At 59.7% G+C, this 24,554-nt stretch carries 23 protein-coding genes and 2 tRNA genes; 8 read left to right on the forward strand and 17 right to left on the reverse strand.

Going from position 1 to position 24,554, the window contains the following annotated elements:
- Positions 1–32 precede the first annotated feature (32 nt).
- The 4 genes from G547_RS0119170 to G547_RS0119185 form a co-directional block, all read right to left on the reverse strand.
- Positions 33–653 (reverse strand): dUTP diphosphatase, encoded by a 621-nt coding sequence (locus G547_RS0119170; RefSeq protein WP_036189396.1) that lies wholly within the window; start codon positions 651–653, stop codon positions 33–35.
- A 172-nt stretch (positions 654–825) separates the two neighbouring features.
- The gene (locus G547_RS0119175; RefSeq protein ID WP_027331214.1) at positions 826–1,611 is read right to left on the reverse strand and encodes a TatD family hydrolase; all 786 of its coding nucleotides are present in this window, start codon (positions 1,609–1,611) and stop codon (positions 826–828) included.
- A gap of 94 nt (positions 1,612–1,705) precedes the next feature.
- Positions 1,706–2,056: a PilZ domain-containing protein gene (locus tag G547_RS0119180; protein WP_027331215.1), complete on the reverse strand. Its 351-nt coding sequence runs from the start codon at positions 2,054–2,056 to the stop codon at positions 1,706–1,708.
- 141 nt (positions 2,057–2,197) lie between these two features.
- Entirely contained in the window at positions 2,198–3,211 is a 1,014-nt protein-coding gene (locus G547_RS0119185; protein WP_027331216.1) for a DNA polymerase III subunit delta', read from the reverse strand.
- A gap of 137 nt (positions 3,212–3,348) precedes the next feature.
- On the opposite strand from G547_RS0119185, the gene G547_RS0119190 reads away from it, so the two are divergent.
- Positions 3,349–3,972, forward strand: coding sequence for an RluA family pseudouridine synthase (locus G547_RS0119190; protein ID WP_027331217.1), 624 nt, complete (start codon positions 3,349–3,351; stop codon positions 3,970–3,972).
- Between the two features lie 164 nt (positions 3,973–4,136).
- Complete coding sequence (gene traF / locus G547_RS0119195) at positions 4,137–5,390, forward strand: conjugal transfer protein TraF (RefSeq protein ID WP_027331218.1); 1,254 nt, start codon at positions 4,137–4,139, stop codon at positions 5,388–5,390.
- Between the two features lie 51 nt (positions 5,391–5,441).
- On the opposite strand, the gene tmk is transcribed toward traF, so the two are convergent.
- Entirely contained in the window at positions 5,442–6,059 is a 618-nt protein-coding gene (gene tmk, locus G547_RS0119200; RefSeq protein WP_027331219.1) for a dTMP kinase, read from the reverse strand.
- A 199-nt stretch (positions 6,060–6,258) separates the two neighbouring features.
- Between tmk and G547_RS0119205 the strand changes: the two genes are divergently transcribed.
- Together G547_RS0119205 and G547_RS0119210 are read left to right on the forward strand one after the other, a co-directional pair.
- A complete protein-coding gene (locus tag G547_RS0119205; protein ID WP_027331220.1) occupies positions 6,259–6,768 on the forward strand; it encodes a peptidylprolyl isomerase in 510 nt (169 codons plus the stop codon).
- Positions 6,769–6,777: 9 nt separating this feature from the next.
- A complete protein-coding gene (locus G547_RS0119210; RefSeq protein ID WP_027331221.1) occupies positions 6,778–7,500 on the forward strand; it encodes a UDP-2,3-diacylglucosamine diphosphatase in 723 nt (240 codons plus the stop codon).
- A gap of 111 nt (positions 7,501–7,611) precedes the next feature.
- Here the strand turns inward: G547_RS0119210 and pepN are convergent, their stop codons facing one another.
- The 10 genes from pepN to G547_RS0119260 form a co-directional block, all read right to left on the reverse strand.
- On the reverse strand, positions 7,612–10,293 hold the full coding sequence (gene pepN, locus G547_RS0119215; RefSeq protein ID WP_027331222.1) for an aminopeptidase N: 2,682 nt from the start codon (positions 10,291–10,293) through the stop codon (positions 7,612–7,614).
- A 381-nt stretch (positions 10,294–10,674) separates the two neighbouring features.
- Positions 10,675–10,935: a YeaC family protein gene (locus G547_RS0119220; RefSeq protein WP_027331223.1), complete on the reverse strand. Its 261-nt coding sequence runs from the start codon at positions 10,933–10,935 to the stop codon at positions 10,675–10,677.
- Between the two features lie 58 nt (positions 10,936–10,993).
- Positions 10,994–11,842 carry a rhomboid family intramembrane serine protease gene (locus tag G547_RS0119225; RefSeq protein WP_027331224.1) on the reverse strand — a complete coding sequence of 283 codons (849 nt, stop codon included), beginning with the start codon at positions 11,840–11,842 and terminating at the stop codon, positions 10,994–10,996.
- 49 nt (positions 11,843–11,891) lie between these two features.
- The gene (locus G547_RS0119230) at positions 11,892–12,857 is read right to left on the reverse strand and encodes a metallophosphoesterase (RefSeq protein ID WP_027331225.1); all 966 of its coding nucleotides are present in this window, start codon (positions 12,855–12,857) and stop codon (positions 11,892–11,894) included.
- A gap of 9 nt (positions 12,858–12,866) precedes the next feature.
- The gene (locus G547_RS0119235) at positions 12,867–13,763 is read right to left on the reverse strand and encodes an NAD(+) kinase (protein ID WP_027331226.1); all 897 of its coding nucleotides are present in this window, start codon (positions 13,761–13,763) and stop codon (positions 12,867–12,869) included.
- Positions 13,764–13,913: 150 nt separating this feature from the next.
- Positions 13,914–15,053, reverse strand: a complete 1,140-nt coding sequence (locus tag G547_RS22355) for a cyclic nucleotide-binding domain-containing protein (protein WP_051235733.1) — start codon at positions 15,051–15,053, stop codon at positions 13,914–13,916.
- A gap of 73 nt (positions 15,054–15,126) precedes the next feature.
- Positions 15,127–16,470, reverse strand: coding sequence for a synaptonemal complex protein 1 (locus tag G547_RS0119245; protein WP_051235734.1), 1,344 nt, complete (start codon positions 16,468–16,470; stop codon positions 15,127–15,129).
- A 179-nt stretch (positions 16,471–16,649) separates the two neighbouring features.
- Positions 16,650–16,781 (reverse strand): hypothetical protein, encoded by a 132-nt coding sequence (locus G547_RS23985; RefSeq protein ID WP_281167796.1) that lies wholly within the window; start codon positions 16,779–16,781, stop codon positions 16,650–16,652.
- 585 nt (positions 16,782–17,366) lie between these two features.
- A tRNA-Asp gene (locus G547_RS0119255) sits at positions 17,367–17,443 on the reverse strand.
- A 43-nt stretch (positions 17,444–17,486) separates the two neighbouring features.
- Positions 17,487–17,562 (reverse strand) — tRNA-Val (locus G547_RS0119260).
- A gap of 289 nt (positions 17,563–17,851) precedes the next feature.
- Between G547_RS0119260 and G547_RS22360 the strand changes: the two genes are divergently transcribed.
- From G547_RS22360 to trmA, 3 genes are all read left to right on the forward strand, one after another.
- The gene (locus G547_RS22360; protein WP_051235735.1) at positions 17,852–19,420 is read left to right on the forward strand and encodes a two-component system sensor histidine kinase NtrB; all 1,569 of its coding nucleotides are present in this window, start codon (positions 17,852–17,854) and stop codon (positions 19,418–19,420) included.
- Positions 19,417–20,181, forward strand: coding sequence for a hypothetical protein (locus G547_RS0119270; RefSeq protein ID WP_027331228.1), 765 nt, complete (start codon positions 19,417–19,419; stop codon positions 20,179–20,181). Before G547_RS22360 ends, G547_RS0119270 begins: the two co-directional genes overlap by 4 nt.
- 71 nt (positions 20,182–20,252) lie before the next feature.
- On the forward strand, positions 20,253–21,341 hold the full coding sequence (trmA, locus tag G547_RS0119275; RefSeq protein ID WP_027331229.1) for a tRNA (uridine(54)-C5)-methyltransferase TrmA: 1,089 nt from the start codon (positions 20,253–20,255) through the stop codon (positions 21,339–21,341).
- Between the two features lie 27 nt (positions 21,342–21,368).
- Here trmA and G547_RS22365 read toward each other — a convergent pair whose 3' ends face one another.
- Both G547_RS22365 and G547_RS22370 read right to left on the reverse strand, forming a co-directional pair.
- Entirely contained in the window at positions 21,369–21,830 is a 462-nt protein-coding gene (locus G547_RS22365; protein WP_027331230.1) for a DUF2489 domain-containing protein, read from the reverse strand.
- A 4-nt stretch (positions 21,831–21,834) separates the two neighbouring features.
- On the reverse strand, positions 21,835–23,376 hold the full coding sequence (locus G547_RS22370) for a DNA recombination protein RmuC (RefSeq protein ID WP_036189401.1): 1,542 nt from the start codon (positions 23,374–23,376) through the stop codon (positions 21,835–21,837).
- A 212-nt stretch (positions 23,377–23,588) separates the two neighbouring features.
- On the opposite strand from G547_RS22370, the gene murI reads away from it, so the two are divergent.
- A complete protein-coding gene (gene murI, locus G547_RS0119290) occupies positions 23,589–24,401 on the forward strand; it encodes a glutamate racemase (protein ID WP_027331231.1) in 813 nt (270 codons plus the stop codon).
- Positions 24,402–24,554: the final 153 nt, after the last annotated feature.

Raw genomic sequence — 24,554 nt, forward strand, 5'->3', positions numbered from 1 at the left:
CCCGGCCGAAGCAACTACGGCCCGGGCGTTAATTATTGCCGGTAGCGCCCTTCGAGAGCAGCGTACAGCTCGTCTTTAAAGCTGGGGCTGGCGGCGTCCAGGCTGTGAACCACTTCCACCAGGTGCTCGTTGTCCTCACGGCCGTCGTGCCAGTTCTTGCGGTAGCTGCCCTCTTTATAGCCGTTGTCCTGGCGGAAAAAGTTCAGCACGTTTTTACCGACGTACCCGCGGTAAAGCTCGTCGAAGCTCATGCGGATGCCCGCCATCATCCGGCCGAATTTGCCGATGTGGAACTGCTGGTCCGCCAAAGTGGCACCGGCGAAGGCTTCCAGGTCCAGACGAAAATCGGGCTCGTCTGTCTTCACGATCAATTCCTGATCAATGTCGGCCGCCAGAGCGTCGAGGTCGTCGCTACCCTGCAGGCGGATGCTCAGCCCAAAGTGCCAGATGTCGATCAGCTCCAGTGCCACCTGCTCGGTATCCGGTGTCTGTTTCTTCCACCACTTCCAACCGTAGTGTTCCAACAACTCCGCGCATTCAATCCAGATGGCCCGGTAGAACTCGAACCCTTGAGCCCGCCACTCCGGATGGACTTTGGTGTTCATTGCCTCTTGAAGTTCCAACATGGTCAGAATCTGTTGCGTACGGGGCATGGATGGCTCCGGCTGAATGATGAGTAAAAGCGAGTATTGTACGGGATGTTGAGGGGCGATAGGAATGTTTGGCGGTGTTGTGTGGTAGGTGGCGCTGCGCTTACCTACCCTACGGCAGGCGGGCAAGTTGGCAATACGGCCGCCGGGCAGCGGGGGAGTACGGAAGTAGGGGTTATACGTGGCCTTGGGCTTTCGGGAAGAGGCGATGGAAGTTGTCTGTGGTGTGCTCGGCGAGCGCCTCCAGCGGGATGCCCCGCAGGTCCGCGACGAATTCGGCCACTTCGCGCACGTACTGCGGTTCATTGGATTTGCCGCGGTACGGCACCGGCGCCAGGTAAGGAGAGTCGGTTTCCACCAGAAGGCGGTCCAACGGCACTTTTTTGGCCACTTCCCGCAGGGCTTCGGCGCTTTTGAAGGTAACGATGCCGGAGAGGGAGATGTAATACCCCATGTCCATGGCGGCGCTGGCCATCTCCCAGGTCTCGGTAAAGCAGTGGAGCACGCCGGCGGAGGCCGGATCGCCGTGTTCGCGAATCAGGTCCAGGGTGTCTTCCCGGGCCTCGCGGGTATGGACGATGATCGGCAGGCCGGCTCGGGCGCCCGCTTTGAGGTGGAGTGCGAAGCTTTCCTGCTGCAGCTCCTTGGTCTGTTCCGCGTAGTGGTAGTCCAGCCCGGTCTCCCCCAGGCCAATCACTTCCGGGGCGCTACCCCACTCCACCAGCTGTTCCACGGTGGCGGTGCCGGACTCTACATCACAAGGGTGCACACCCACGGAAGCGTGCACGTCCGGGTGTTGGCGGGCAATGTCGACCACCGCTTCGCGGTTGTCCAGACTGACGCCGATACACAGAAACTGCCGGATGCCGCGCTCGCGGGCAGCGTCCAGGGCGGCATTTAGGTCGCCGTTATAGGGGGTCAGGTCGATACGGTCCAGGTGGCAATGGGAGTCGGTCAGCATGAGCAAGCGTTTTGTCTGAGAGTGTGTTCAACATCAGCGTGTCGGTTTACGCTGCGCGAAACCGACCTGCGGAGTATGGATAAACGGGGTACGACTACATGGTGTGAGTGGGGCGTTCGGATTCCAGCGAGCCGGCCAGGTAGGTCTCGATCTTGTTCACCGCGGTGTTGTCCTGGTCGCTGAACTGGACACCGATGCCAGCCGCCCGGTTGCCCTGGGCGCCTTTGGGGGTCACCCAGACGACTTTGCCCGCCACGGGGATTTTTTCCGCCTCGTCCATCAGGTTCAGAAGCATGAACACCTCATCCCCGAGTTTGTAGCTTTTGCCGGTGGGAATGAATAGCCCGCCATTTTGCACGAAGGGCATGTAGGCGGCGTAGAGCACCGCTTTGTCTTTGATGGTCAGGGAAAGTATGCCGTTACGGGCGCCGCCGAGTGCGTGCATAGTTCACTCCGAAGTGGATTTGGAAGAAACAGTAAAGGATTCGTTCGGCGCTGTCCAGATTTGCCGGAACCCCGGGCCAGATTTGCCAGAACCCCGGGGCCAGATTTGCCGGCGCCTGCGGGCGCTTTCACGCGGCTTCTGTTACGCGGCTTTCATGGCCTGGCGGAGCACGACACCCCAGTCCAGCAGCAACTCTTCCAATAATAGCTGCTTATTGGGGTTGGCACCGCTGAGCCACTGGCGTTTTACCGTTATCAGCTTTTCCAGGTAGCGGTGCAGGAGCGCGGGCGGAACCCGTGTCAGGGTCTGCTGTAAGTGCGCCGGCAGTGCGTCCAGGGCCGATACCCCCACCCCGGCTTGCCAGCGCGCCAGGTCATAGAGCCAGCCGAGGAGCCATTCGATGGCTTCGCCCACGTCGCCTTTCTGCCAATTGTCCGCCAGTTGCATTGCCGTCAGTTTCTGATCGCAGAGTTTGAGAAAGTCCTGCTCTCTCTGGCGGCGCTGTTCCAGGCGGTCCCCATCCAGCAGGCCGAGCGCGGTCAAGGGCGCGCCACGGGCCCGATCCAGCAGCTCACCGGCTTCAAAACCGCTGCCCGAAACCAGGGGCTTGAGCCATTCCAGCACGCGGGAGGCCGGAGGTAGCGGCAGGGGCCGAATCTGGCAACGGCTCCGAATGGTAGGCATAACCGCGCTGGGGGTATGGCTCACCAGGAGCAATAGCGTCTTGTCGGCGGGCTCCTCCAGGGTTTTGAGCAGGGCGTTGGCGGCGTTGACGTTCATCGCCTCCGCCGGTTCGATCACGACCACTTTGTATCCGCCCTGCTGGGCGGTGTTGCCCAGGGAGCGGGTGAGCTCCCGAACGGCGTCGATCTTGATGGCCTTGCCGGGCTCTTCGGGCTGCAGGATGGTCAGATCCGGGTGGGTCTGGGCCTTTAACAGGCCACAGCTGTGGCATTTACCGCAGGCGGTGCCCTGCTGGGGCGCCTGACACAGCAGCCGTTGGGCGAAGGCTCGCGCCAGGTGGAATTTCCCTACCCCGAGTGGGCCCGAGAACATCAGAGCATGGGGCAACTGGCGCTCGTCGATGTGGCGATTGAGCCGTTGCCATTCGTCTTTTTGCCAGGGGTACGGCAGTGCCGGAAAGTGTTCGGTCATGGGGTTCGCGTTGGCCGGAAAAACAAGCCTCTATTGTACGGATTTGCGCTGCAATAGACAGCGTCTTGCGAGCGCCCGATTCCCGTTGGCCCGAATCACGTTAGAATGGCGCCCTTTTGTGCTCAGAGAGGTTCGGCATGCTCCCGCCCGTGGTTTACCAAGACAGTGCCTTGCTGGTGGTGGAAAAACCCGCCGGGTTGCTCACTGTCCCCGGCCGGGGGCCGGACAAGCAGGATTGCCTGATCAACCGGATCCTGCCCCACTACCCCAATGCCCGGATCGTGCACCGCCTGGATCAGCCCACCTCCGGGCTGGTGATCATTCCGCTGGGGTATGAACCCCAGAAACATCTGGCGCGGCAGTTCGAACAACGCCAGGTCCACAAGCGGTACATCGCCGTGGTTGCCGGCCGGCCCGATCCGCTGGAGGGGGAGGTCGACCTGCCGCTGATTTGTGACTGGCCCAATCGCCCCCGCCAGAAAGTGGACTACACTGAAGGTAAACCGGCATTGACCCGCTACCGGGTGGTTTCCCATGACGAGGCAGGCACCCGCATGGCCCTTGAGCCGGTGACCGGACGTTCCCATCAGTTGCGCGTTCATATGATGGCCTTGGGTCATCCCATTTTGGGTGATACCCTTTACGGAACTTCCGAAACCATAAGTGCGTCTGAGCGCCTGTTGCTGCACGCCGCTTCCATTGAATTTACCCACCCAAGGACTGGCTCACAGGTTCACTGTGATTCAACGCCGGTTTTTTGACCGTCGTTATTGCCAAACTTTCTGCAACAGGACCACTCAAGACTGTTTTATAATAAGCAGCTATTTGGTTATTGCAGTTGCTTATATATTGGGCCACACTTCAATCGCTAACATTTTTTAACAGGTTCGCCCCAGCTCCACGATTGATTCACACAGGTTTTACTATGAAAAAGACGCTCCTCAGTCTGGCTTTGATTGCCGCCTCCGGCACTACCGCTGCCGCGGAATACTACAATGGTCGGCTCACCGGTATGGCGGGCGCGGGTTATGCAACCGGTGGTTATGCCGATGGAGTGCTGTTGAACCCGAGCCTGGGCGCCTCCCACGGGGAAAAAGATGATTTTGCCCTGGTGTTGAACGGTGGCCTGATCGGTGATGATGAGGACGAGCTGCTCGACGGCCTGGAGGAGCTTTCCGACTATCTGGACGAGCTTGAGCAGCGCACCACTGCCGGTCTGATTGATGATGTGGGTGGATTCGACCCGAACAACCCGGATGCCTTCGAACAGAACGCCCGCGAGCTGCTTGAAGAAGAAGCCGAGGAAGCCACGCGTCTGCTGCGAAATGTGGATGACAAGACCACCAAAGTGGGCGCCTCGGGCAGCTTTGTCGTGGCCATCCCCAACGACGTACTTTCTCTGAGCATCGTGGGCAAGTCTCATCTGGAAGCGGCCGTGCTGTCATTCGTTGATGACGACGACTACGCCTACATCCAGGACGCGGTCAATCAAGTCGGCTTTGATGCCGATGAGCTCGAGTCCTACGGGATGGGCGTAGGCGCCGCGGTTTCCGAAGTCGGGCTGACCATGGCCAAGAGCCTGAAAACCGGCGAGGATTCTCGCCTGCTACTGGGGGTGACACCGAAATACATGCACATCGCCACCTTTATTTATCGTGCGGATGTGGACTCTTTCGACGAGGACGATTTCGACGGGGATGAGTACACCGTTGAAGAAAACGATGTCAACCTGGACCTGGGCGCAACCTACCAGTGCGGCAACATGCGCTATGCCCTGACTGTGGCCAACGCCATCAGTGGCGAGTATGAGACCATCGACCCGACTCGCACACTGAAGCTGGAGCCGCGCGCTACCACCGCGCTGGGGTACAAGAGCAGCTGGTTTACGGCGGAAGCCTCTGTCGACCTTAACACCAGCCCGAATTTCGCGACCGGCGAAGACACCAAATACGCTCGTGTCGGTGCGGAGCTGAACGCGGCCAACTGGGCTCAGTTGCGTGTGGGTTTTCAGCGCGACCTGGAAGACAACGTAGCGGACATGGTTTCCGTGGGCGTGGGTTTCTCCCCGTTTAATGTGGTCAATGTCGACCTGGCGGTGTTCGCGGAAGATCTGGGCGAGCTCAGCAGCGGCGATACCAATACCGGCGGGGCAGCCCTTCAGTTGGGCATGCGCTTCTAGCAAGCGACCCGACACCCGCTTTTCTGGCCCCGCTCTCGCGGGGCTTTTTATTTATAGCTGCTCCAAAATCGCCCGGATATCCCCCTGTACCCGCTCAAGTGGCGAGCCCGCATCCACGATTCGGTAACGCTCGGGCGCACGCGCGGCCAGATCCCGGTAGACAGCCCTGACCCGCTCAAAAAATGCCACGGCCTCCCCTTCAAAACGGTCCGGCTCGCTGCGGGCACTGGCTCGGGCCAGGCCCGTTTGCACGTCGATATCCAGAATCAACGTCAGGTCCGGCCGCAAATCGCCCTGCACCAGGGCCTCCAGTTCCGCGATCGCGCTCTGGTCAAAACCGCGCCCGCCCCCTTGATAGGCATAGGTGGAATCGGTAAAACGGTCGCACAATACCCAGGTGCCTGCGGCGAGCGCCGGCTTCACCACCTGCTCCAGGTGCTGCGCCCGGGCCGCAAAGATCAACAGCAGCTCCGCCGTGGGCGCGACGGGCTCCTCTCGCGGAGTCAGCAGCAGCGCCCTCACCTCTTCGGCCATGGGCGTGCCGCCCGGCTCCCGGGTGACGAGCACCTTGTGCCCCTGCGCCTCCAGCCATTGCTGAATAAAAGCGAGGTTGGTGCTTTTGCCGACACCTTCGGTGCCTTCCACAGTAATAAATCGGCCCTGGTTCACTCGTTGACTCTTCTGTTCATGACATCAGTTGACCTTCCGCGACTGATAGAAGGTGCAGATGTCGCAGTTTAACACTCTTCCCCATCGGCCGAGTAATGCCCAGCATCACCCGAATACGCAAGGTCTCGGCGACCCGGCCGAGCACTGAACTGTGTTAAGATTTCGCCCTTTCATTTGACACTCTGCGACGGGACAAATCATGAGCACAGCATCCAAAGTTACTCTGCACACCGACTATGGCGACATCACCATTGAACTGAACCACGAGAAGGCCCCGAAAACCGCTGCGAATTTTGCCCAGTACGCGCAGGAAGGTTTTTACGATGACACCATTTTCCATCGTGTGATCAGCAACTTCATGGTTCAGGGCGGCGGCATGACGGAAGACATGCAGCAGAAGCCCACCCGCGCCCCCATCGAAAACGAAGCCGACAACGGCCTGGGTAATGTGGTCGGTAGCGTGGCGATGGCCCGCACCAGTGATCCGCACAGCGCCTCTGCACAATTTTTCATCAACGTGCAGGACAACAGTTTCCTGAACCACCGCGACAAGAGCATGCAGGGCTGGGGTTACTGTGTGTTCGGTAAAGTGGCTGAGGGCATGGATACCGTCAACAAAATCAAGGCGGTGAAAACCGGCAGCAAGGGTGGTCACCAGGATGTTCCCGTTGACCCGGTGATGATTAAAAAGGTCACGGTCAGCGAGTAAGCGCGCCTTATGACGAGGTTGTTTATAGCGGATTTGCATTTGAACGAGAACCAGCCCCAGGTTACGGAAGGGTTCATGCGGTTTCTCAGAGACCGCGCTCATGGGGCTGAGGCGCTCTATATTCTCGGTGATTTCTTCGACGCCTGGATCGGCGACGACGATGACAGCGCGCTCTCACGGGAAGTCATCCACGCCCTTCGTACCCTGTCGGATAATGGCACCCGGCTTTACCTGATGCACGGTAACCGGGACTTTCTGCTCGGCAAAGATTTCACCCGAGCGGCGGGGGCCGAGTTATTATCTGACCCCAGCGTGATCAACCTTTACGGGCGCCCGGCCCTGTTGATGCACGGCGACAGTCTGTGCACACAGGACAAGGAGTACATGGCGTTCCGGCGCAAAGTGCGGGCGCCGCAATGGCAGGCCGAAGTGCTGGGCATGCCGTTGGAGGAACGCCGTGAGCTGGCCCGCAAGATGCGCCAGCAGAGCCAGAGTATGAACAGCAACAAAGCGCAGGACATCATGGATGTGACACCGGAGGAAGTGACCAAGGCGATGCGCAAGGAGAAAACCCCCTTGTTGATTCACGGCCACACCCACCGGCCCGCGCGCCATCCGTTGGAATTGAATGGCGAGCCCGCGGAGCGGATTGTGTTGGGAGATTGGCACGACCGGGGCTGGTGTCTGGTGGCCGCGCCGGGTATTTTGAATTTGGAGTCTTGGACGTTGTAGGCGGTTTTTTTGGTAGGTGGCGCTGCGCTTACCTACCCTACGCGGTTGGAAAGATGTGTAGGGTAGGTAAGCGAAGCGCCACCTACCAAAACAGACCCTAACGCTAGCGTCTTAAACCAAACTCTTACTCACCACTTCATACACATCCTTCGACAATTTCGGCTCGGCTTTAATCCTTTCCAACTCCGCCTTCATGGCGTTGCCCAAATTCTCCGGGTAGCGTCTCCAACGGGTCAACGGCGTTAACAACCGCGCCGCAATCTGCGGGTTGGTGTGGTTCAGGCGCAACACCTGCTCGGCCAGAAAGCCGTACCCTTCCCCACTGGCAATGTGGAAGTTGACGGGATTGGCGTTGGTGAAGGCGCCCACCAGGGCCCGAATTTTGTTCGGGTTGTTGGGTTCGAAGGCCGCGTGTTTTTCCAGCTCCCGCACCCGCGTCAGGGTATTGGGCTGGGTACTGGTGGCCTGAACCCGCAACCACTGATCCACCACCAGCGGCTCGTCCTTCCACTGCTCGTAGAAGTCCTCAAGCGCGCGCTCGCGCACCGCATCGGCGCCCTCGGCCTCGCTGTTCACGATTTGTGTCAACGCGGCCATGGCGTCGGTCATATTGTTGGCCGCGCGGTACTGAGCGTCACAGGCTTTCAACCGCTCGGCGTCGTTCAGTTCCATCAGATAACTGAGGGCAACATTTTTCAGGCTGCGCTCGGCGATATCCTCGGCCGTCGGGCGGTAGGTTTTGCGGTGATCGTAACGTTCGTAAATCTCGCGCATTTCCTGCGTCAATGATTTCGCCAGGGCCCGCTTGACGGCGGCGCGGCTGTAGTGGATGGCCTCCACCTCGATTTTATCGGCCTGTTCACTGAGGTAGGCTTCCGAGGGCAGCGTCAGCATCAACGCGACCATGGCTTTATCGAGGGAGTCATCCTGCAGCACGCGCCGATAGGCTTCGATCAGGCGTTCATCCACCGACGCGGTGTTTACGTCCTCACCGCGGTGGTAGGCGGTCATGACATCGTCGATTACCTGCATGGCCAACTGCTGGCTGGCATCCCAGCGGCAGAAGCCGTCCGGGTCGGCGCTCATCAAGCGCATCAGGTCATCACGGCCGTAGTCGTAATACAGCTTCACGGGGGCGGAGAAGCCGCGCAGCAATGAAGGCACCGGTTTTTCCGGCAGTTGCTCAAACACAAAGGTGTGCTCGGGCTCGGTCAGTTCCAGAACGGTGTGAGTATTGTCACTGGTTTCCGGGTCCGGCGCCTGGCCTTTGAGTTTCAGCGGCAGCGCACCCGCGCTGCCCAGCAGCCCCATGGCGACGGGAATATGGAACGGTTGCTTGTTCTGGTTCTCCGGCGTGGGCGGACAGCTCTGGGCGATGGTCAGCCGGTATTCGCCGGATGCTTCGTCCCAGTGGTCCGTCACGTTGAGCCGGGGGGTGCCAGCCTGGGAGTACCAGCGTTTGAACTGGGTCAGGTCCCGACCGGAGACGTCTTCCATTGCGGCGACAAAGTCTTCGGTGGTCACCGCCTGGCCGTCGTGGCGCTCAAAGTAGAGGTCGGTGCCCTTGCGGAACAATTCCCACCCCAACAGGTTGCGCAACATGCGAACCACTTCGTGGCCTTTCTCGTAGATGGTCAGCGTGTAGAAGTTGGAGATTTCGATATAGGAGTCCGGCCGAATCGGATGCGCCATGGGGCCAGCGTCTTCGGCGAACTGCATGGTTCTGAGCACGGACACATCTTCCACCCGCTTGACCGTGGGCGAGCCCATGTCCGCGGAAAAAGTCGCGTCGCGAAAGACGGTAAAACCTTCTTTCAGGCTCAACTGGAACCAGTCCCGACAGGTGACCCGGTTGCCGGACCAGTTGTGAAAATACTCGTGCGCCACCACGCCTTCGACCCGCTGGAAGCCGGCGTCAGTGGTGGTTTCAGGTTTGGCCAGCACACAGGCGGTATTGAAAATATTCAGGCCTTTGTTTTCCATGGCCCCCATGTTGAAGTCGTCCACGGCGACGATCATGAAAATATCCAGATCGTATTCCCGGCCATACATTTCCTCGTCCCAACGCATGGCGTTTTTCAGGGAGGTCATGGCGTGGTCGCATTTATCCAGGTCTTTTCCTTCGACAAAAATGCGCAGCGCCACTTTCCGGCCGGATTGGGTGGTAAAGCTGTCTTCAATCTGTTCCAGATCCCCGGCCACAAGGGCGAACAGGTACGCGGGTTTTTTGTGGGGGTCGTGCCAGGTGGCAAAGTGCCGACCGTCGTCGGTATCGCCCTGCTCGATGGGGTTGCCGTTGGAGAGCAGCACGGGGAAGCGTTTTTTGTCGGCGACGACGGTGGTAAAAAACTCGCTCATGACGTCGGGCCGGTCCAGGTACCAGGTGATCTTGCGAAAGCCTTCGGCTTCGCACTGGGTGCAGTACATGGTTTTGGACTGGTAGAGGCCATCGAGTGAGGTGTTGTTTTTGGGGTCGATGTCGCCGACGGTAACGAGTTCAAATTCGTCGGGGACGTTGAGCAGTGTGAGGGTTTCGTCGTCGAGGCGGTATTGTTTGTCGTCGAGTGTTTTGCCGTCAATGGCGACGGAGATGAGGTCGATTTCCTGGCCATTGAGTGGCAGTTCGTTTCCGCTGGCGTTAACCTCGGGGTTGCGACGCAGTTTTAAGGTGCTGGTGACGCGGGTTTTGTCGTCTTTGAGGTCGAAGTGCAGTTCGGTCCGGTCGATCAGGTATTCCGGCGGCCGATAGTCCTTCAACTGGATGGCTTTCGGCTGTGCATCACGTGCGGACATAATTAACTCCAACAAAGAATTGCGAATGTGGTGGTAGACGGGAAGTCCGGCCGTAGGCGGGGTGTACCCTTCAGAGACCCGCCGTAAATACATCCCTGTAGGCTTCTCATCGGCATCCATGCCTCAGAGAGTCTCTGAAGGGTACACCCCGCCTACGGCCTCCGTGCCACAATTGTTGTTTAGTGGTGAATGCAAGTAACAACCACCACATGGTTCTAACGATAGTTGAGAGGCCTGGAGTGGTGTATACCGTTGGGAGACTCTCTGAGGCATGGATGCCGATGAGAAGCCCCCATGGATGGGTTCACGGCGGGTCTCCCAACGGTATACACCACTCCAGGCCGGACGATGCGACTTCGTCAAACCCTAAATGTAGAAAACCTATTTCCACCTAAGAGGTTGATCAGCTTCGGCGACCTCGCCCTCTCCGCCACAGTGAGTGTGGGGTTTGGGAGGAATGTAGCCCGTGCGCTCCTCCGGGGGCAGGTGCTGGTGCTCATAAGCAATCACCGCCTCCAGACAATGCTGACGCTGCTCGGGGGTTACCACCCGGCCGTCCGGCCACTTGCCCAGCTCCACCGCACGCTTCAGGTTCTCGTAAATCTCCGGTGTGATGCGTTCGAGCAAATCACTGTAATTCATGCACAAATCCCACAGTTACTTCAGGGTGCAGTATAACAAACCCCCGCCCCACTCTACCTTACGATACGCGCCGACCGGAGGAAAGGATGCCCCAGACCACCCCGGCCACCAATCCGCCCAGGTGAGCGCCGTTGGCGACTGAGCCGCCAATGAACTTATCAACGATGCCCGTCATGCAGATGACCAGCCACACTAGCATAAATCCGATGATGCCCGGAGGGACCGCCAGCATCGGGTGGGGGTTGAAGCGCTGGCGCATCCAGAGGTAACCGATCAGGGCGTAGACCACGCCGGACATACCGCCGAATACGGAAGGACCCGCCAGAAACTGGCCAAGGTTGGCGGCGATGGCAGTCACCACAACGAATAGCAAGTAGCGCCAGGGCCCGAGGACGGCTTCCAGGCGTCGGCCGAGCTCCCAGATCCACAGGCCGTTGAACAGAATGTGAAACATGCTGAAGTGGAGAAACGCCGGGGTGAGCAATCGCCAGAACTCGCCGCTCGCCATGGCCTCGCCCCAGTCACCGAACTCCGGGCCGTTAAAGCCCATGCCTACGGGTTGGAACGTCAGGTAGGGGACGAGGGCACCGCCGAGTATCTGCATTCCTATCAGAGCGCCGGCGGCGCTCAGGAGCAGGAGAACGACGGTCGCCGGGAACTGACGCGGGCTCGGCCCTTTGGGCATGGTCCGGCGTGGTTGCTCGCCCTCGGGCAGTTCCACCTCCCCTTTTAGCCAGCGGTCTGTCAGCTCCCCCAAGGGGTCGACCATGGCCGGGTCCTGAACCCAGATCTCCTGGTGTTGGCCTTCATCGGTGATGCGGTGTACCAGTCCGCGCTGGTGCAGGAAGCGGCTCAGCTCGGTCAGGTCTCGGTCCAGTGGGAGCTGTTTGACGGGAATCCAGTTCACTCGTTCTCTCTAGGTTGTGGGCATCATTGTGGGAGTTGTACGGGTATTGTCAGGGATCGACATAGCTCCAGACAAATTTTTTCGGATCGAGTTGCTTTTCACCGTCAAACCGGTAAGCCACCAGTCGCCCGAATTTCACGGCGCTGTAGTCGAGGCAGGCAATATTGGGGGCGACCGGGGCGGGACGCCCCTTGAGCCAATAGTGGCCGACGAAAACAGGTTTTTCGTTCTCGCCATATGTGATCATGCGCTCCCGATGGGCCGGGTCGATGGGTTGCTCAGACACGCCTTCGGGCAAGGGGTCGGGCTGGAACAGCAGTTGGCCGTAGGTCTCGGCCTCCGGGGCCCAGAACTTGGTGCGGAAGTGGGTCCGTTCGACCCCGTCGCTGGAGACGATGCTCATCCCCTGGGGAAGCGGTAGATCGATGCCGCTGGTCAACCGTTGTTTGGTTCGCGCCGCGACGCTATGAGAGTCGGCGGTTTCCTGCAGAAACGCCCGGTCGAAGTGCCCGCTGCCGAAGCGGGCCCGGTGGCAGGCGATCAGGTGGGCGTCCCAGCAGGCGTGTACGACCCGGAAGCTGTGCCATTCGAGAAACAGCGGCAGGCGCTGAAACCAGTCCAGGTGATCCTGCCACTCGTCGGGATAGTCGGCGAACTGCTCCAGGGTTTCGGCCAATTGCCAGGCATTGCGGGGGGAGTGAGGCCGCAGGTAGCCGCCCTCAGGCCCCTCGTTGGGTGTGCAGTACATCAGGGCGTTGAATTCGTGGTTGCCGAGCACCATGTGCGCCGCGCCCGACTCTACCATGGTGCGAACCAGTAGCAGCGCTTCCCGGATTCTGGGGCCCCGGTCAATGATGTCCCCCACAAACACGACCTGTCGGCGGGGATGGTGGTAGCCGTTGGGCCCGAGGTGGTATCCCAGCTTGTCCAGCAACCGCTCCAGGGTATCGGCGCAGCCGTGAACGTCACCGATCACGTCATAGCCTTGGAGCCCAGGGGTTACTGCATCGGTCATCAATACTCCTCAGTCCAGCAGGTGCCCGCCCCACCCCAACTTGGATCGGCATCGCTCGTAAAAGTTGTGGTTCTGTGGGTGAATCAGGGTGAGTTCTTTGGGTTTTTTCCGGATGACCACTTCATCGCCCGGGCAGGCGACGAAGTGAATCTGTCCGTCACACGTGACCTGAGGGTTGGTGTTGTTGTGCTCGCCCACCAGTATTCGAATTTCGCTGTCCCCGGGCACCACCATGGGTCGACTGCTCAGGGTATGGGGGTTCATGGGAACGAGGCCGATGGCATCCAGCCTGGGATGCAGGATGGGGCCGCCCCCGCTCAAGGCATAGGCGGTGGAGCCTGTCGGGGTGGAGACGATCATGCCGTCGGAGCGCTGGCTGGTGACGAAGTGGCCATCCACATAGAGCTCGAACTCGAGCATGCGGATGAATTCACCGGGGTGCAGTACCACGTCGTTGAGCGCGTCTCCGGCGCTGACCAGTTGCCCCTGGCGGATGACCTGCATATCCAGAAGGAAGCGCTTTTCCTCGAAGTAGTTGCCGGCAAGCACTTCGCCCACTTTGTCTTCGATGTCGTCGGGGGTGATGTCGGTGAGAAAGCCCAGGCGGCCGCGATTGACGCCCAGCAGCGGGACGCCGCTCTCCACCAGGGCACGGGCGCCGCTGAGCATGCTGCCGTCGCCCCCGACCACGATGACCAGATCACAGTGCTTGCCCAATTCCGCGAGGGAGGCCGTATGGTTGGCTTCATCCCGCAGGCTCTGGTCGGGCAAGTGGTCGGCCGTTTCCTGCTCCAGCACGAAGTCACGGCCGTTGGACTGGAGGAAGCGGATCAGGCGCTTCAGGGAGTAAACGGCACGCTCGCTGTTGCGGCGTACAATCAGACCGATGGTGGTGAATTCGGACATTCAGTGTCTCACTAACCGGAATTACGGGAGAATGCTCAGGGCTTTTTAATCAGCCGCTCAGGGCTGTTTAACCAAGCCGCTCAAGGCTTTCTAACCAGCCGCTCAGGGCTGTCTAACCAGACAGCTCAAGGCTGTGTTTCTGGGCAACGCTCAGGGCTGTTCCGCCTGCGCTTTGCCCTCTTTTAACACATAGCGCACGTCGGATTCGAGCATAGTCTCCCATTGCGGGTCGGAAAACAATTGCGGGCAGTGATCGAGTGCCTGGGCACGATAGCCCTGCTGACGAAGCAGGTGGGCGGTCGCCCGACTGCGTCGGCCGGTATCGCAATAGCAGACGTATTCCTGCTCTTCGGCCAGCAGGCGGGATTTGATGGCCAGCAGGCTCAAGGGAATGTTGACCGCACGGGACAGGTGCCGTTGGCTGTATTCTTCCTCGCTGCGAGTATCCACCAAGACTGCGTTGCGCTCGCGCACCTCCGGGAGGGTTTTCACGGGAATGGTGGGCACTTCCGGCGCTTTGAGCAGGCGGTAGAAGTCCTGTTTATCCAGCACCATCAGCACGCCATCACTCAGCATGCGCACCCGAGCGTTGCGGGGGGCATCATTGACCAGGGCATCCTCACCGAAACAACGGCCTTTGCCCACATCCGCCAGATGGGTCCATCCGGCTTCGCCGCGCCGATGCACTTCCGCTTCACCCTCCTTGATGAAATAGCAGCAGTCACCCATTTCGCCCTGGCGAATCACGATGTCACCGGCGTGAACCACCTGGGGCCGCAGCCGGTAGAAAATCTGCTCGACATTCAGCGGCGGGACTTTGAAAAACAGATTGGAGCGCAGGACGGTGGTCATCCAGTCGATGTCTTCGTCCAGGTCGCGCTGACGGGAAATGTTGAGTTGCAGGTAGTCGGATACCTGGCTCCAGGTCAGCAGTTTGTCCAGTTGCTCACTGTCGATGCGCAGTACGCTGCAGTCGGTCTGCGCGATGGCCGACACGGCGCGTGGCTGTTGGTGCGCCAGTGGCAACAAGGTCGAACGGCCTTTGATCGGGGTGACGTCGCCGTTGGGGGCTTCGAGCCGCACATCGCCATGCAACAGATAGACATGTCGACCATCGTACTCACCGGCACGAAACAGCGTCTGGCCGGCGAATACCACGTCGGCCTGGCTTTGCGAGAGAAGGTCTTCAAGGTGACTCTCGCTCATGTCTTTCAGGGGCACGAGCGTGCGGGTCAGCGCCAGATCAAAAGACGCTTTATTGTCGGGCGCTTGCGGCTGTGATGACAGCATGGTTACTTCCTTTCCATTCCATTGGCCACTGGCCATTGGCGCGTTTATTTGCACTCATTGTGCGCCGTTTTACTTACTGTGCCAAGCGCTGAGTCACCAAAGTCTGGTGCGCCGGACAACGGTCACTTTCGCCGGGGTGGAAGTCGGAAGGACGCGCCACGCGCGGCAATTCCCGACCACAGAGGTTGCCATTGGGATCCACGCCGGTGCAATGCGGATTGCGCCCATGGGCCAGCCAGCCCTTGTACAATTCCGGCTCTACGCCCAGGGCTCGGGCGGCGAAGGTGTCGGGGTCATCCAGGTACGCGGCCATTTCCGCCGGAGGGACGGTGAGCTGCCCCACGCCGGCATGGAAGGCCACAAAACTGATGCCGGCAGTGTCCAGCCGTTCCAGCAGTTGTCCACCCCCCTGCTCCAACAGGGTCTGGTTTTCGAGGCGCAGGCGGGAGATTTCTTCTTTCAGGTTGTTTTCCTGCTGATGACGGTAGAAGAGCTCCATTTCCCGCATCTCGAGCCGCTCTTCCAGCTCGGACGTGGCGCTGTGGACCCTTGCCGCCAGCTCCATTTCATAATTTTCCTGCAGCGTCTGAAGCTGAAGGTTCTCGTCGGCGTGGGCTGCCTTCAGCTTATGGCTGAAATATTCCCGCATGCCTTCGATCTTCTGAACCTGAGCGTCGAAGTTTTCCTTGAGCGTTTCCAGGCGTTCGGTCAGCTCGCTGTTCTGGGCCTGAAGCTGTTTGACCTTGTCCCGATAGGCCTGCAGACGCTGCTGATGGGTCTGGTTGAGTTTGTCGATTTTGCGCGTCTGCTGGTTCGCCAGAGTGGTAATGCGCAGGCGCTGTTCTTTCAGCATACGGGCCAGACGGTCCCGCATTTCCTGCGAATAGTGCTCGTGGAGGACTTTTTTCAGCTGCTGAGCTGCCTTCGGGGCGATTTCGGGCTCTCTTTCCGCGGCCGGTGCCGGTTCGGGCTCGCTGCGTACCAGCCCCAGACGGTTGCGTGCCACGGCCTTGCGCAGTGCCACAAAACTGTTCCGGCCCGGCTCCATCTGCGGGTCCCAGAGGTGTTTCTGCTGCCACGCGACCGGACACTGGCTGAAGCACACCAGGCGCACCGGCCCACCGCCAAGATCGGGGCCTCGGGAGGCCTGTTGAATCAATTGCTGAAGGGGAAGGTTCCAACGCCGGTCAGCCATGCCACCGGTGTCGAACTCAATCACGAAGAAAACCAGGGCACTGATGGTCAGTTGGGGGCTTATGGTCAGGTATACCGCTTTAGCGGTGCGACCGGCGTATTCGGGCACCGGTACAAAACCATCCAGTACAGCCTCAAATTCCGGATACAGCATCTCCCTGGCAAGCTTGTCACCAGAAAAAAGGTATACCGCTTCGGTATGTTCCGAGATGGGAGTGGCCATAGATAACTCGGGCGCCGTCGACTGTTTCAGTTAACGCCAAAATTCGCGAAGACTCAAGCGCTTGAGGGAATTATGCCGGGTGTTTGGCACCAAAGGTGTGAACCGGTCGGCAGAAATGGAATGGGTCTCGCCCCGCAGGGCAGCGCCCGAATGGGCGGGAAAGGTGGGAGCAGAGGGAGTTACAGGTCGGAGTAGTCTTCCGCGCCTTCGTCCTCCGCGTCATCAAAGCTGTATTCCAGTAGGTCTTCTACATAGTCTTCCACGGCTTTTTCCTCCGGAAGTGGGTGAGTTAATAGTGGAATCCCTTCCATGCGCCGATCCGTCATGAATAGAGTAAGGGCTTGGTGTGACAATTTTGTGATTGGTTCCGGAGAAATTTAGAGGGAGGCAAAAATATCGGAAGCTTGACTGGAGGAACACATCGGCCGGCGTAGGGTTGGTAAGGGCGTGAGCCCGCCACCTACCATTTTAGGTCTTTTAATGGCAGCCAAACGAGATTCTGAGCGGCAGCGCTTCGCGCTGCGGCGGACCGGACGGGGCTCACTCGGGCCATCCATGGCCCTCGCCCTGCGGGCAGCCTCCGCTGTGCAAAACGGCTATCCTGCCGTTTAGTCATGGGCGCCATGGCCGCCATGGATGGCGGAAATGCCGAAAACGCAGGAGCAGTTCTCGGCCCATGGCGCCCACCCTTCGGGCAGCCTGCGGCTGTGCAAAATGGCTATCCTGCCATTTAGTGATTCGCCTCATCCTGAGGCTCGCCCTTCGGGCGGCTGCGCCGTCCCAATTTGTTCCCGACAAATTGGTCGACCCCGCGGGTTCGAGCCCCGTCCGCGACGTACCACGGCAGTTTCTTTCGGGCACAAAAAAGCCCCAACGTATGGGGCTTTTTCGTAATATGGCGGACCGGACGGGACTCGAACCCGCGACCTCCGGCGTGACAGGCCGGCATTCTAACCAACTGAACTACCGGTCCGCTTTGTCATGGCAAGGGCTAAATCGTGTCACTTTAGCTAAACTGGTGGGTGGTACAGGAGTCGAACCTGTGACCTACGCCTTGTAAGGGCGCCGCTCTACCAACTGAGCTAACCACCCTCGCCATGGGCTGCGCATTCTACCGAAATCCGATCGGGTGTCAAACACTTTCTGGGAATTGTTGGGAAAAAAGCCAAGATATTGATTGTTGGACATTTTTTGATCATTTACAGGCCTGGCACATGTCACCAAAACCATCTTATTTAACCGTCTTCAAGGGTGCTTTCAGCGGATGGTTTTGGACAGTAAACGGGGCGCGGGAGGAAGGTGATAATTATGACGCAGTTCGTTAGAAGTTCCGGGCCCGGGGGGTTAGAATGAACCTTTGTCACCGATAACAACACGAGTGATGCCTCTTTTGATTGCGCACCCGCTTGCACAAGACCCCCTCCCCGCCGGTTTCGGTTTGTTGGCGGGGAGCAGCCTCCTGACATGGCCCGGTGTCGCCTACGCTCAGGAACCGGCGGGGTGGCCCACGGCCCTACTCTGGTCGGTGATTGCGATGTTGCTGCTGTTGCAGACGTTGCTGATCATCGGATTGCAGCGCAGCCGCCTGAACAATAAACGCGCCCGCAACGCGTTGCGGCGCAACCAGACCGATCTTGAGGCCCGAATCGCCGAGCGCACGGAGAGCCTTAACCAGACCAATCAACAACTGCAGGATGAGGTGGCGCACCACCAGGTTACGGAAATTCTGTTGCGCGAAACCCAGGACTACCTGCACAGCGTCATCAACGCCATGCCCTCGGTACTGATTGGCGTGACTCCCGAGGGCCTTGTCACTCACTGGAACAGCGCCGCCGAGCGGATAACCGGCGTCGACTCCGACCATGCCCTGGGCCAGCCGCTGACGGAGGTTTACCCCGATTTGCCGGTGACCATGGAGACCGTCAATCGCACCATCCAGAGCGGTGTGCCTTATCTCAACGAAAACCTCCAGGAGGGCCAGGGGAGCAACGCCCACTACACCGACCTCAGCATCTACCCCCTGATTGCCGTTCAGGCGATTGGCGCGGTCATTCGCCTGGATGACATCACCATGCGCGTGCGCATTGAAAACATGATGATCCAGAATGAGAAGATGATGTCGCTGGGAGAGCTCGCGGCGGGCATGGCTCACGAGATCAACAACCCGCTGAGCACGGTGTTGCACGGCGTGCAGAACATTCAGCGGCGAACCTCGCTGGAACTGCCGCAGAACCAGAAAGTCGCCCGGGAGCTGGGCGTGGACCTTGAGCAACTCCACAAATACCTGGCCCACCGGCGGGTGTTCCATTTTCTGGACGACATTCGCGAGGCCGGCGAGCGGTCCATGCATATTGTCAGTAATATGCTGGAATTCTCCCGCGGCAACAGCCGCTCCCACGATCATTTTGACCTGGTGCGCATCGTCCGCCACACGCTGGAGCTGGGAGACAATACGCTGAGTCAGCAGACCAGCCAGGGTCAGCAACGCCCCCAGGTGATCACCGAACTGGCCGAGGGCATCCCTCCGGTGGTAGGGTCGGCAGCGGAAATCCAACAGGTGATTCTCAACCTGCTGCGCAACGCCGTACAGGCGTTTCAAGCCAGTGACTCGGCCTCGCCACCGGTTATCCGGCTGCGCGCTTTTCTGGACCGGGGCAGCGCTGTTCTTCAGATCGAGGACAATGGCCCGGGGATGACCGAGGAAATCCGGCGCCACATTTTCGAGCCGTTTTTTACCACCAAGGATGTGGGCCAGGGCACAGGTCTCGGGCTGTCCGTTTCCTACTTCATTATCACCGAGCACCATTCCGGCACCATCGAAGTGGACTCTATACCCGGTGAAGGGTCATGCTTTACCATCCGCTTACCATTGGCGGGCCACACCGAGCACCACCGCACTGTTAATTCGCTTACCACGAGCAATTCACATTCTTCGGGGTCAACAACATGACATTGAGCTACCAACGATTCACCACGACCGGCAAATCACTCATGGCAACCGTGCTCTTTTCCTGGCTGGCCGGCTGCGCCGCGCCGGAAGTCGTGCCGCCCACCGATGAGGAACTGGACCTGATGGCCGGCGCTGTACTGGCTGACGCTGTATATACCGAGACGCTGCTGTCCGAATGCGGTGGTGTGGGCCCGGAACTGAAAAACTACGCTCAGGACTTGCGCGCCATGTGGATGTACAGCCACGGGGATGTGCTTGCCGGGGCCGACGCCCAGTATTCGCAGTCGCTGGCCGATGAGGTCACCATCTACCAGGAGCAACCGCTCGCCCTCAGAGCGGTTCGGTTCAAGCACCGCCATCAGAACCGGGCGGTGGCGGAGCTGCGGCTTCGGGCCCGAGGCGCGGATAATCAGCGTATTGTCTGTGAGCGTCGCTTCGATGAGCTCGAGACGACGCTGACGGAGAAGGCCTACCTGGACCCGGCCTCCGAGCGAGACGCCATGATCCACGAGCAACTGATTGAGGCGGCGGACGGGCCGGTCACCCTGGCCGAGGTACCCACGATTGCCGCCGACGTTCCCCGGGACCTGGAACCCGGGCGCAGCTACCGGGAGATCGAGAAACGCATGGAGGGCCGGTGCCCGGATGCGGCCCTGGTGGTCATTCATAACACCTGGCCCCACGAAGCCTACGGCATCTACTGTGGTGAGCAGAGCCAGAGCTTTGTGGTCTGTGAATGGGGCGAATGCCGCGCGCCCTGACGCGTTTTTCACCGGTGGGGAAACAACTGGTACAATCGCGGCCCTTTTTCCACCGGTGAAGATCCGACCCTATGGCCATACATCAAGTATTCCCGGAGCAGTACGAGCGCCAGCTGGCCCAGAAAGTGGAACAGCTCCGGGAGAGTTTTGCCCGCTTCAACCTGCCGGAGATCGAGGTATTCCGCTCGCCCGACAAGCATTACCGGATGCGGGCCGAATTCAAGATGTGGCAGGAAGACGGTCGCGCGAACTACGCCATGTACCAACCCGGGGAATACAAAAAGCCCTTTCTTATTGATGAGTTTCCGGTGGCCTCCCAGCGCATCAACGACTTGATGGCGCCGCTGCTGGAGGCGATCAACTCAAACCCGATGCTGCGCCTGAAACTGTTTCAGGTGGAGTTTCTGACCACCCTTTCCGGGGAAGCCCTGGTTACCCTGCTCTACCACAAACGCCTGGGTGAAGAGTGGGAGGCGGAGGCGAAGCCTTTGCAGGATGCCCTCAACATTCGCCTGATCGGCCGCAGCCGGAAACAGAAAATCGTGCTGGACCGGGACTATGTGATTGAGCGTTTGCAGGTCAGGGGGCGGGAGTTTCAGTACCAACAGGTCGAAACCGGCTTTACCCAGCCCAACGCCCGAATCTGCGAGAAAATGCTCTCCTGGGCCGTGGGCCATACCGAAGGTGTTGGCGGGGACCTGCTCGAACTCTACTGCGGCAACGGCAATTTCACCCTCCCCCTGTCACAGAACTTTCGCCAGGTGTTGGCGACCGAGCTGGCCAAAAGTTCGTTGGCCTCGGCCGAATTCAACCAGAACCTGAACGGGGTCGACAATCTGACGTTGGTTCGCATGTCCAGCGAGGACTTCGCCCAGGCAATGGACAAGGTGCGGCCCTTTCGCCGGTTGCGCCACATCGACCTGGACAGCTATGAATTCAGCACCATTTTTGTCGACCCGCCCCGTGCCGGTCTCGATCCGCACACCACCCGTATCACCCAACGGTTCGACCACATTGTGTACGTCTCCTGTAACCCGGACACGCTAAAACACAATCTGGACACCATCACGCAAACCCACCGCATTGAGCATTTCGCGGTGTTTGATCAGTTCCCTTACACCCATCACCTGGAGTGTGGGGTCATTCTGACCCGGCGCTGACCGACCGGCCCTAAGCCTCGCGGCCGGTCAGAACTGACGGCCGCGAATCCGCTTGGCGGCCTCCACAACGGCCTTCTCGTGAAACTGCTCCTGAGTGGTGCGGTCACGGTCGTATTTGAATTTCTGCTTGGTGCTCAGATCCTTCCAGGCCTGCAGAATGGGAATGTGTTCGGTCGCGGTCTTCAGCTCGTAAAACGCCGAGAACTCTTCGCGCACCGGATCTTCCACACCCAGACTGTCGAGCAGCACGCTGATGCGGATGCTGGCTTCGGTGAGGGTGATATCGTTCGAGCCCACGGAGTGGGCGATCACCTGAATACTCTTGTTGATGCGCTCGCGCTGCGCCTCGCTCGCCGCTTCCAGCTCCTGCTGCTGGGCCTTTCGCGCGCGGTTCAATCGATGCACTTTGTACTGAAGCACCCCGGCCACCACGGCCAGTATCAGTATCACCACGGCGCCAACGACGGCCAGGCCTTGCCATACACTCATAGGGTTATTCCTCACTCGTTTGTTCAGCGGGGTCATCCAACGCTTCGAGCCCGTCGAGCTCATCCGCGTCTTCCAGTTTGTCCCGCCCGATCGTTTTCTTGGTTTTGGCGCCCAACTTCCGAATGTTGTCCACCCGACGCAGCAGGTTGCCGTTGCCCGAGGCCAGGCGCTTGCGCGCGGTCTCGTAGGCCTCCCGGCTTTTATCGATGTGATTGCCCACCGTGTCCAGAGCATCCAGCAGCAACACGAACTGATCGTGCAGTTTTCCCGCGTCCCGAGCGATGCGCTCGGCGTTTTTGTTCTGCTTTTCGTACCGCCAGATGTTTTCCACGGTCCGAAGAATCGCCAGCAGCGTGGTCGGGCTCGCCAGGATGATGTGCTTGTCGTAGGCGTCACTGTAGAGTTTCGGGTCTTGCTGCAGCGCCAACATAAACGCCGCTTCGATGGGGACGAAAATGAAAACGAAGTCGAGCGCCCGCACACCCTCGAGCTGCTCATAGTCTTTTACGCTCAATCCACGAATATGGTTGCGTAAAGACTGAATATGTTGCGCCAGGTATTGCTCGCGCTCGGCCGCATCCTCGGTGTTGCAGTATTTCTCATAATCCACCAGCGAGACCTTGGCATCGATAATGATGTCTTTGTTCTCTGGCAGACGCACGATCACATCCGGGGTGCGTCGTCCGCCGTCCGCACTGGCAAAGCTGACCTGGGTCTCATATTCGCGTCCTTTCTGCAGCCCCGATTGCTCCAGCAGCCGCTCAAGCACCACCTCGCCCCAGTTGCCCTGGGACTTGGTGTTGCCCTTTAGGGCCTGGGCCAGGCTGACCGCATCCTGACCGATCTTCTGGGCCTGCTTTTGCAGCTCTACGACTTGCCCGGCCAACCGATTGCGCTCGGCATTCTCTTTATCGTAGACATCTTCGACTTTTCGGCGAAATTCGGTTAACTGGGATTTGAGCGGATCAATGGTGGTTTCCAGCAGGGTCTTGCTACTGTTGGAGAACTGTTGCTGCTTGCTTTCAAAAATCCGGTTGGCCAGATTTTCAAACTCACCGGTAAGCTGCTTCTTGGCATCCTGCAGCAGTGCCAGCTGCGCTTCGAAGTGCTCGCGCTCCTGCCCCAGCCGGGTCTGCAGCTCGGTGACCTGACTGCGGCTCTCCGCCAATTGAGCATCGCGCTGGCGCAGCTCCTGCTGGATCTCGTTGAGGTACTGGAGCTTTTCCCGGGCGGCGGCCAGTTCCTGCTGGGTCTCGCCCAGGCGGCCCTGCACCGCCTCCCGCTGTTGTTGCACCTCCTGCCATTGCCGGCGCTGCTCCTGCTCCCGCTCCCGCCGTTCCGAGAGCTGGCGTTCGAGTTGCATTTGCTGGTGGCGATAACCGGACTCCTTCAGCGCCCAGTCGCCCTCCGCGCGCTGAAGGCTAAGTTCCTGCGCCTGAAGGCGGGCGGCAAAAGCACCCTTGATGCGCCCGTAGTAGAGAAGTGCCGCGATCACCAGCCCGGCCAGAAAACCGCCACCGGCGGCGATTAACAATGTCAGATTCATCAGAGGCAAAGAGTGGTTCCCATTTTTAGGCCGGTTCGCTTGTGTGGAACCGGGGGGCAAAATACAATCACCAGTTCGTTACGCGACCCACCGGCACGGCGTGCATTCTACCAAGCTTGGCTGGCCCTGCCCAAGCCGCGTTATGAATGGCCTGCGGCCGGCTGGGTTCTGCTGATCACCATTGCCGACTTGCTGCCAGGACTCACACTACCATGAACCACCGCGCCCCCCGCCTTCTGATCTTCGACTCCGGTGTCGGCGGCCTGAGCATTGTGGCCGATGTCCAACAGTTGCTGCCTGGCTGCGCCATTACCTACGCCTCGGACAATGCCGCTTTCCCCTATGGCACCAAGGGCGAGGCGGAACTGGTCGAGCGCGTCGACGCCGTCCTCCGGGCGCTGATCGATAAGGTTGAGCCCGACGTGGTGGTGGTGGCCTGCAACAGTGCCAGCACCCTGGCCCTGCCACAGATTCGCGCCCATTTCACCGTGCCCATCGTGGGGGTCGTCCCGGCCATCAAGCCGGCAGCGGCGCAATCCCGCTCCAGGGTCATCGGCTTACTCGCCACGCCGGGCACCGTCGCGCGTGCCTACACACGGGACCTGATCGCCCGGTTCGCCTCGGACTGCACGGTGGTTTCCCAGGGGAGTTCGGAGCTGGTTCACCGAGCCGAGGAGCACTTGCGGGGCAAAACCGTAACCACCGAATCCCTGCGGGAGCTGCTCTCACCACTGTTCGCTCACCCGAGGTTTGCCGACATGGACACCCTGGTGCTGGCCTGCACCCACTTCCCTCTGCTGCGGCCGCAACTGCAGGCATTGCTCGGCGACCGCATCACCCTGGTGGATTCGGGGGAGGCCATTGCCCGTCGGGTCAGCTATTGGCTGGATGAGCTCAAGCTGACACCCGGGGCGACCTCGACAGAGCACACGGCTGTATTCACCCGCCACTCCGAGGATGTTGAGGGGTTGAAGCCCGCGTTAAAGGTACTGGGGATTGACACCGTGGAGTGGCGCTTAATGTGAGCGAAACGGATCACTCTCCCAACTGGCTGTTACGGCCTCTGTGATTCCATGGTGATGACTGCCCCGCTCAGTAGTCTGCGGAGTAGCGCTCATCGTCGTCTTCCTCGTCGCCGTAGCGTTGGTCCGGCGGCATCAGAATGGAGACCTCATCGT

The organism is Marinimicrobium agarilyticum DSM 16975 (assembly GCF_000423345.1).
Taxonomy (GTDB): domain Bacteria; phylum Pseudomonadota; class Gammaproteobacteria; order Pseudomonadales; family Cellvibrionaceae; genus Marinimicrobium; species Marinimicrobium agarilyticum.

What these genes read in the sequence shown, in the direction of transcription:
- G547_RS0119170 (WP_036189396.1), bottom strand. Translation starts at nt 653, where the DNA reads ATGCCCCGTACGCAACAGATTCTGACCATGTTGGAACTTCAAGAGGCA.
- G547_RS0119175 (WP_027331214.1), bottom strand. Translation starts at nt 1,611, where the DNA reads ATGCTGACCGACTCCCATTGCCACCTGGACCGTATCGACCTGACCCCC.
- G547_RS0119180 (WP_027331215.1), bottom strand. Translation starts at nt 2,056, where the DNA reads ATGCACGCACTCGGCGGCGCCCGTAACGGCATACTTTCCCTGACCATC.
- G547_RS0119185 (WP_027331216.1), bottom strand. Translation starts at nt 3,211, where the DNA reads ATGACCGAACACTTTCCGGCACTGCCGTACCCCTGGCAAAAAGACGAA.
- G547_RS0119190 (WP_027331217.1), top strand. Translation starts at nt 3,349, where the DNA reads ATGCTCCCGCCCGTGGTTTACCAAGACAGTGCCTTGCTGGTGGTGGAA.
- traF (WP_027331218.1), top strand. Translation starts at nt 4,137, where the DNA reads ATGAAAAAGACGCTCCTCAGTCTGGCTTTGATTGCCGCCTCCGGCACT.
- G547_RS0119205 (WP_027331220.1), top strand. Translation starts at nt 6,259, where the DNA reads ATGAGCACAGCATCCAAAGTTACTCTGCACACCGACTATGGCGACATC.
- G547_RS0119210 (WP_027331221.1), top strand. Translation starts at nt 6,778, where the DNA reads ATGACGAGGTTGTTTATAGCGGATTTGCATTTGAACGAGAACCAGCCC.
- pepN (WP_027331222.1), bottom strand. Translation starts at nt 10,293, where the DNA reads ATGTCCGCACGTGATGCACAGCCGAAAGCCATCCAGTTGAAGGACTAT.
- G547_RS0119220 (WP_027331223.1), bottom strand. Translation starts at nt 10,935, where the DNA reads ATGAATTACAGTGATTTGCTCGAACGCATCACACCGGAGATTTACGAG.
- G547_RS0119230 (WP_027331225.1), bottom strand. Translation starts at nt 12,857, where the DNA reads ATGACCGATGCAGTAACCCCTGGGCTCCAAGGCTATGACGTGATCGGT.
- G547_RS0119235 (WP_027331226.1), bottom strand. Translation starts at nt 13,763, where the DNA reads ATGTCCGAATTCACCACCATCGGTCTGATTGTACGCCGCAACAGCGAG.
- G547_RS22355 (WP_051235733.1), bottom strand. Translation starts at nt 15,053, where the DNA reads ATGCTGTCATCACAGCCGCAAGCGCCCGACAATAAAGCGTCTTTTGAT.
- G547_RS0119245 (WP_051235734.1), bottom strand. Translation starts at nt 16,470, where the DNA reads ATGGCCACTCCCATCTCGGAACATACCGAAGCGGTATACCTTTTTTCT.
- G547_RS23985 (WP_281167796.1), bottom strand. Translation starts at nt 16,781, where the DNA reads ATGGAAGGGATTCCACTATTAACTCACCCACTTCCGGAGGAAAAAGCC.
- G547_RS22360 (WP_051235735.1), top strand. Translation starts at nt 17,852, where the DNA reads ATGCCTCTTTTGATTGCGCACCCGCTTGCACAAGACCCCCTCCCCGCC.
- G547_RS0119270 (WP_027331228.1), top strand. Translation starts at nt 19,417, where the DNA reads ATGACATTGAGCTACCAACGATTCACCACGACCGGCAAATCACTCATG.
- trmA (WP_027331229.1), top strand. Translation starts at nt 20,253, where the DNA reads ATGGCCATACATCAAGTATTCCCGGAGCAGTACGAGCGCCAGCTGGCC.
- G547_RS22365 (WP_027331230.1), bottom strand. Translation starts at nt 21,830, where the DNA reads ATGAGTGTATGGCAAGGCCTGGCCGTCGTTGGCGCCGTGGTGATACTG.
- G547_RS22370 (WP_036189401.1), bottom strand. Translation starts at nt 23,376, where the DNA reads ATGAATCTGACATTGTTAATCGCCGCCGGTGGCGGTTTTCTGGCCGGG.
- murI (WP_027331231.1), top strand. Translation starts at nt 23,589, where the DNA reads ATGAACCACCGCGCCCCCCGCCTTCTGATCTTCGACTCCGGTGTCGGC.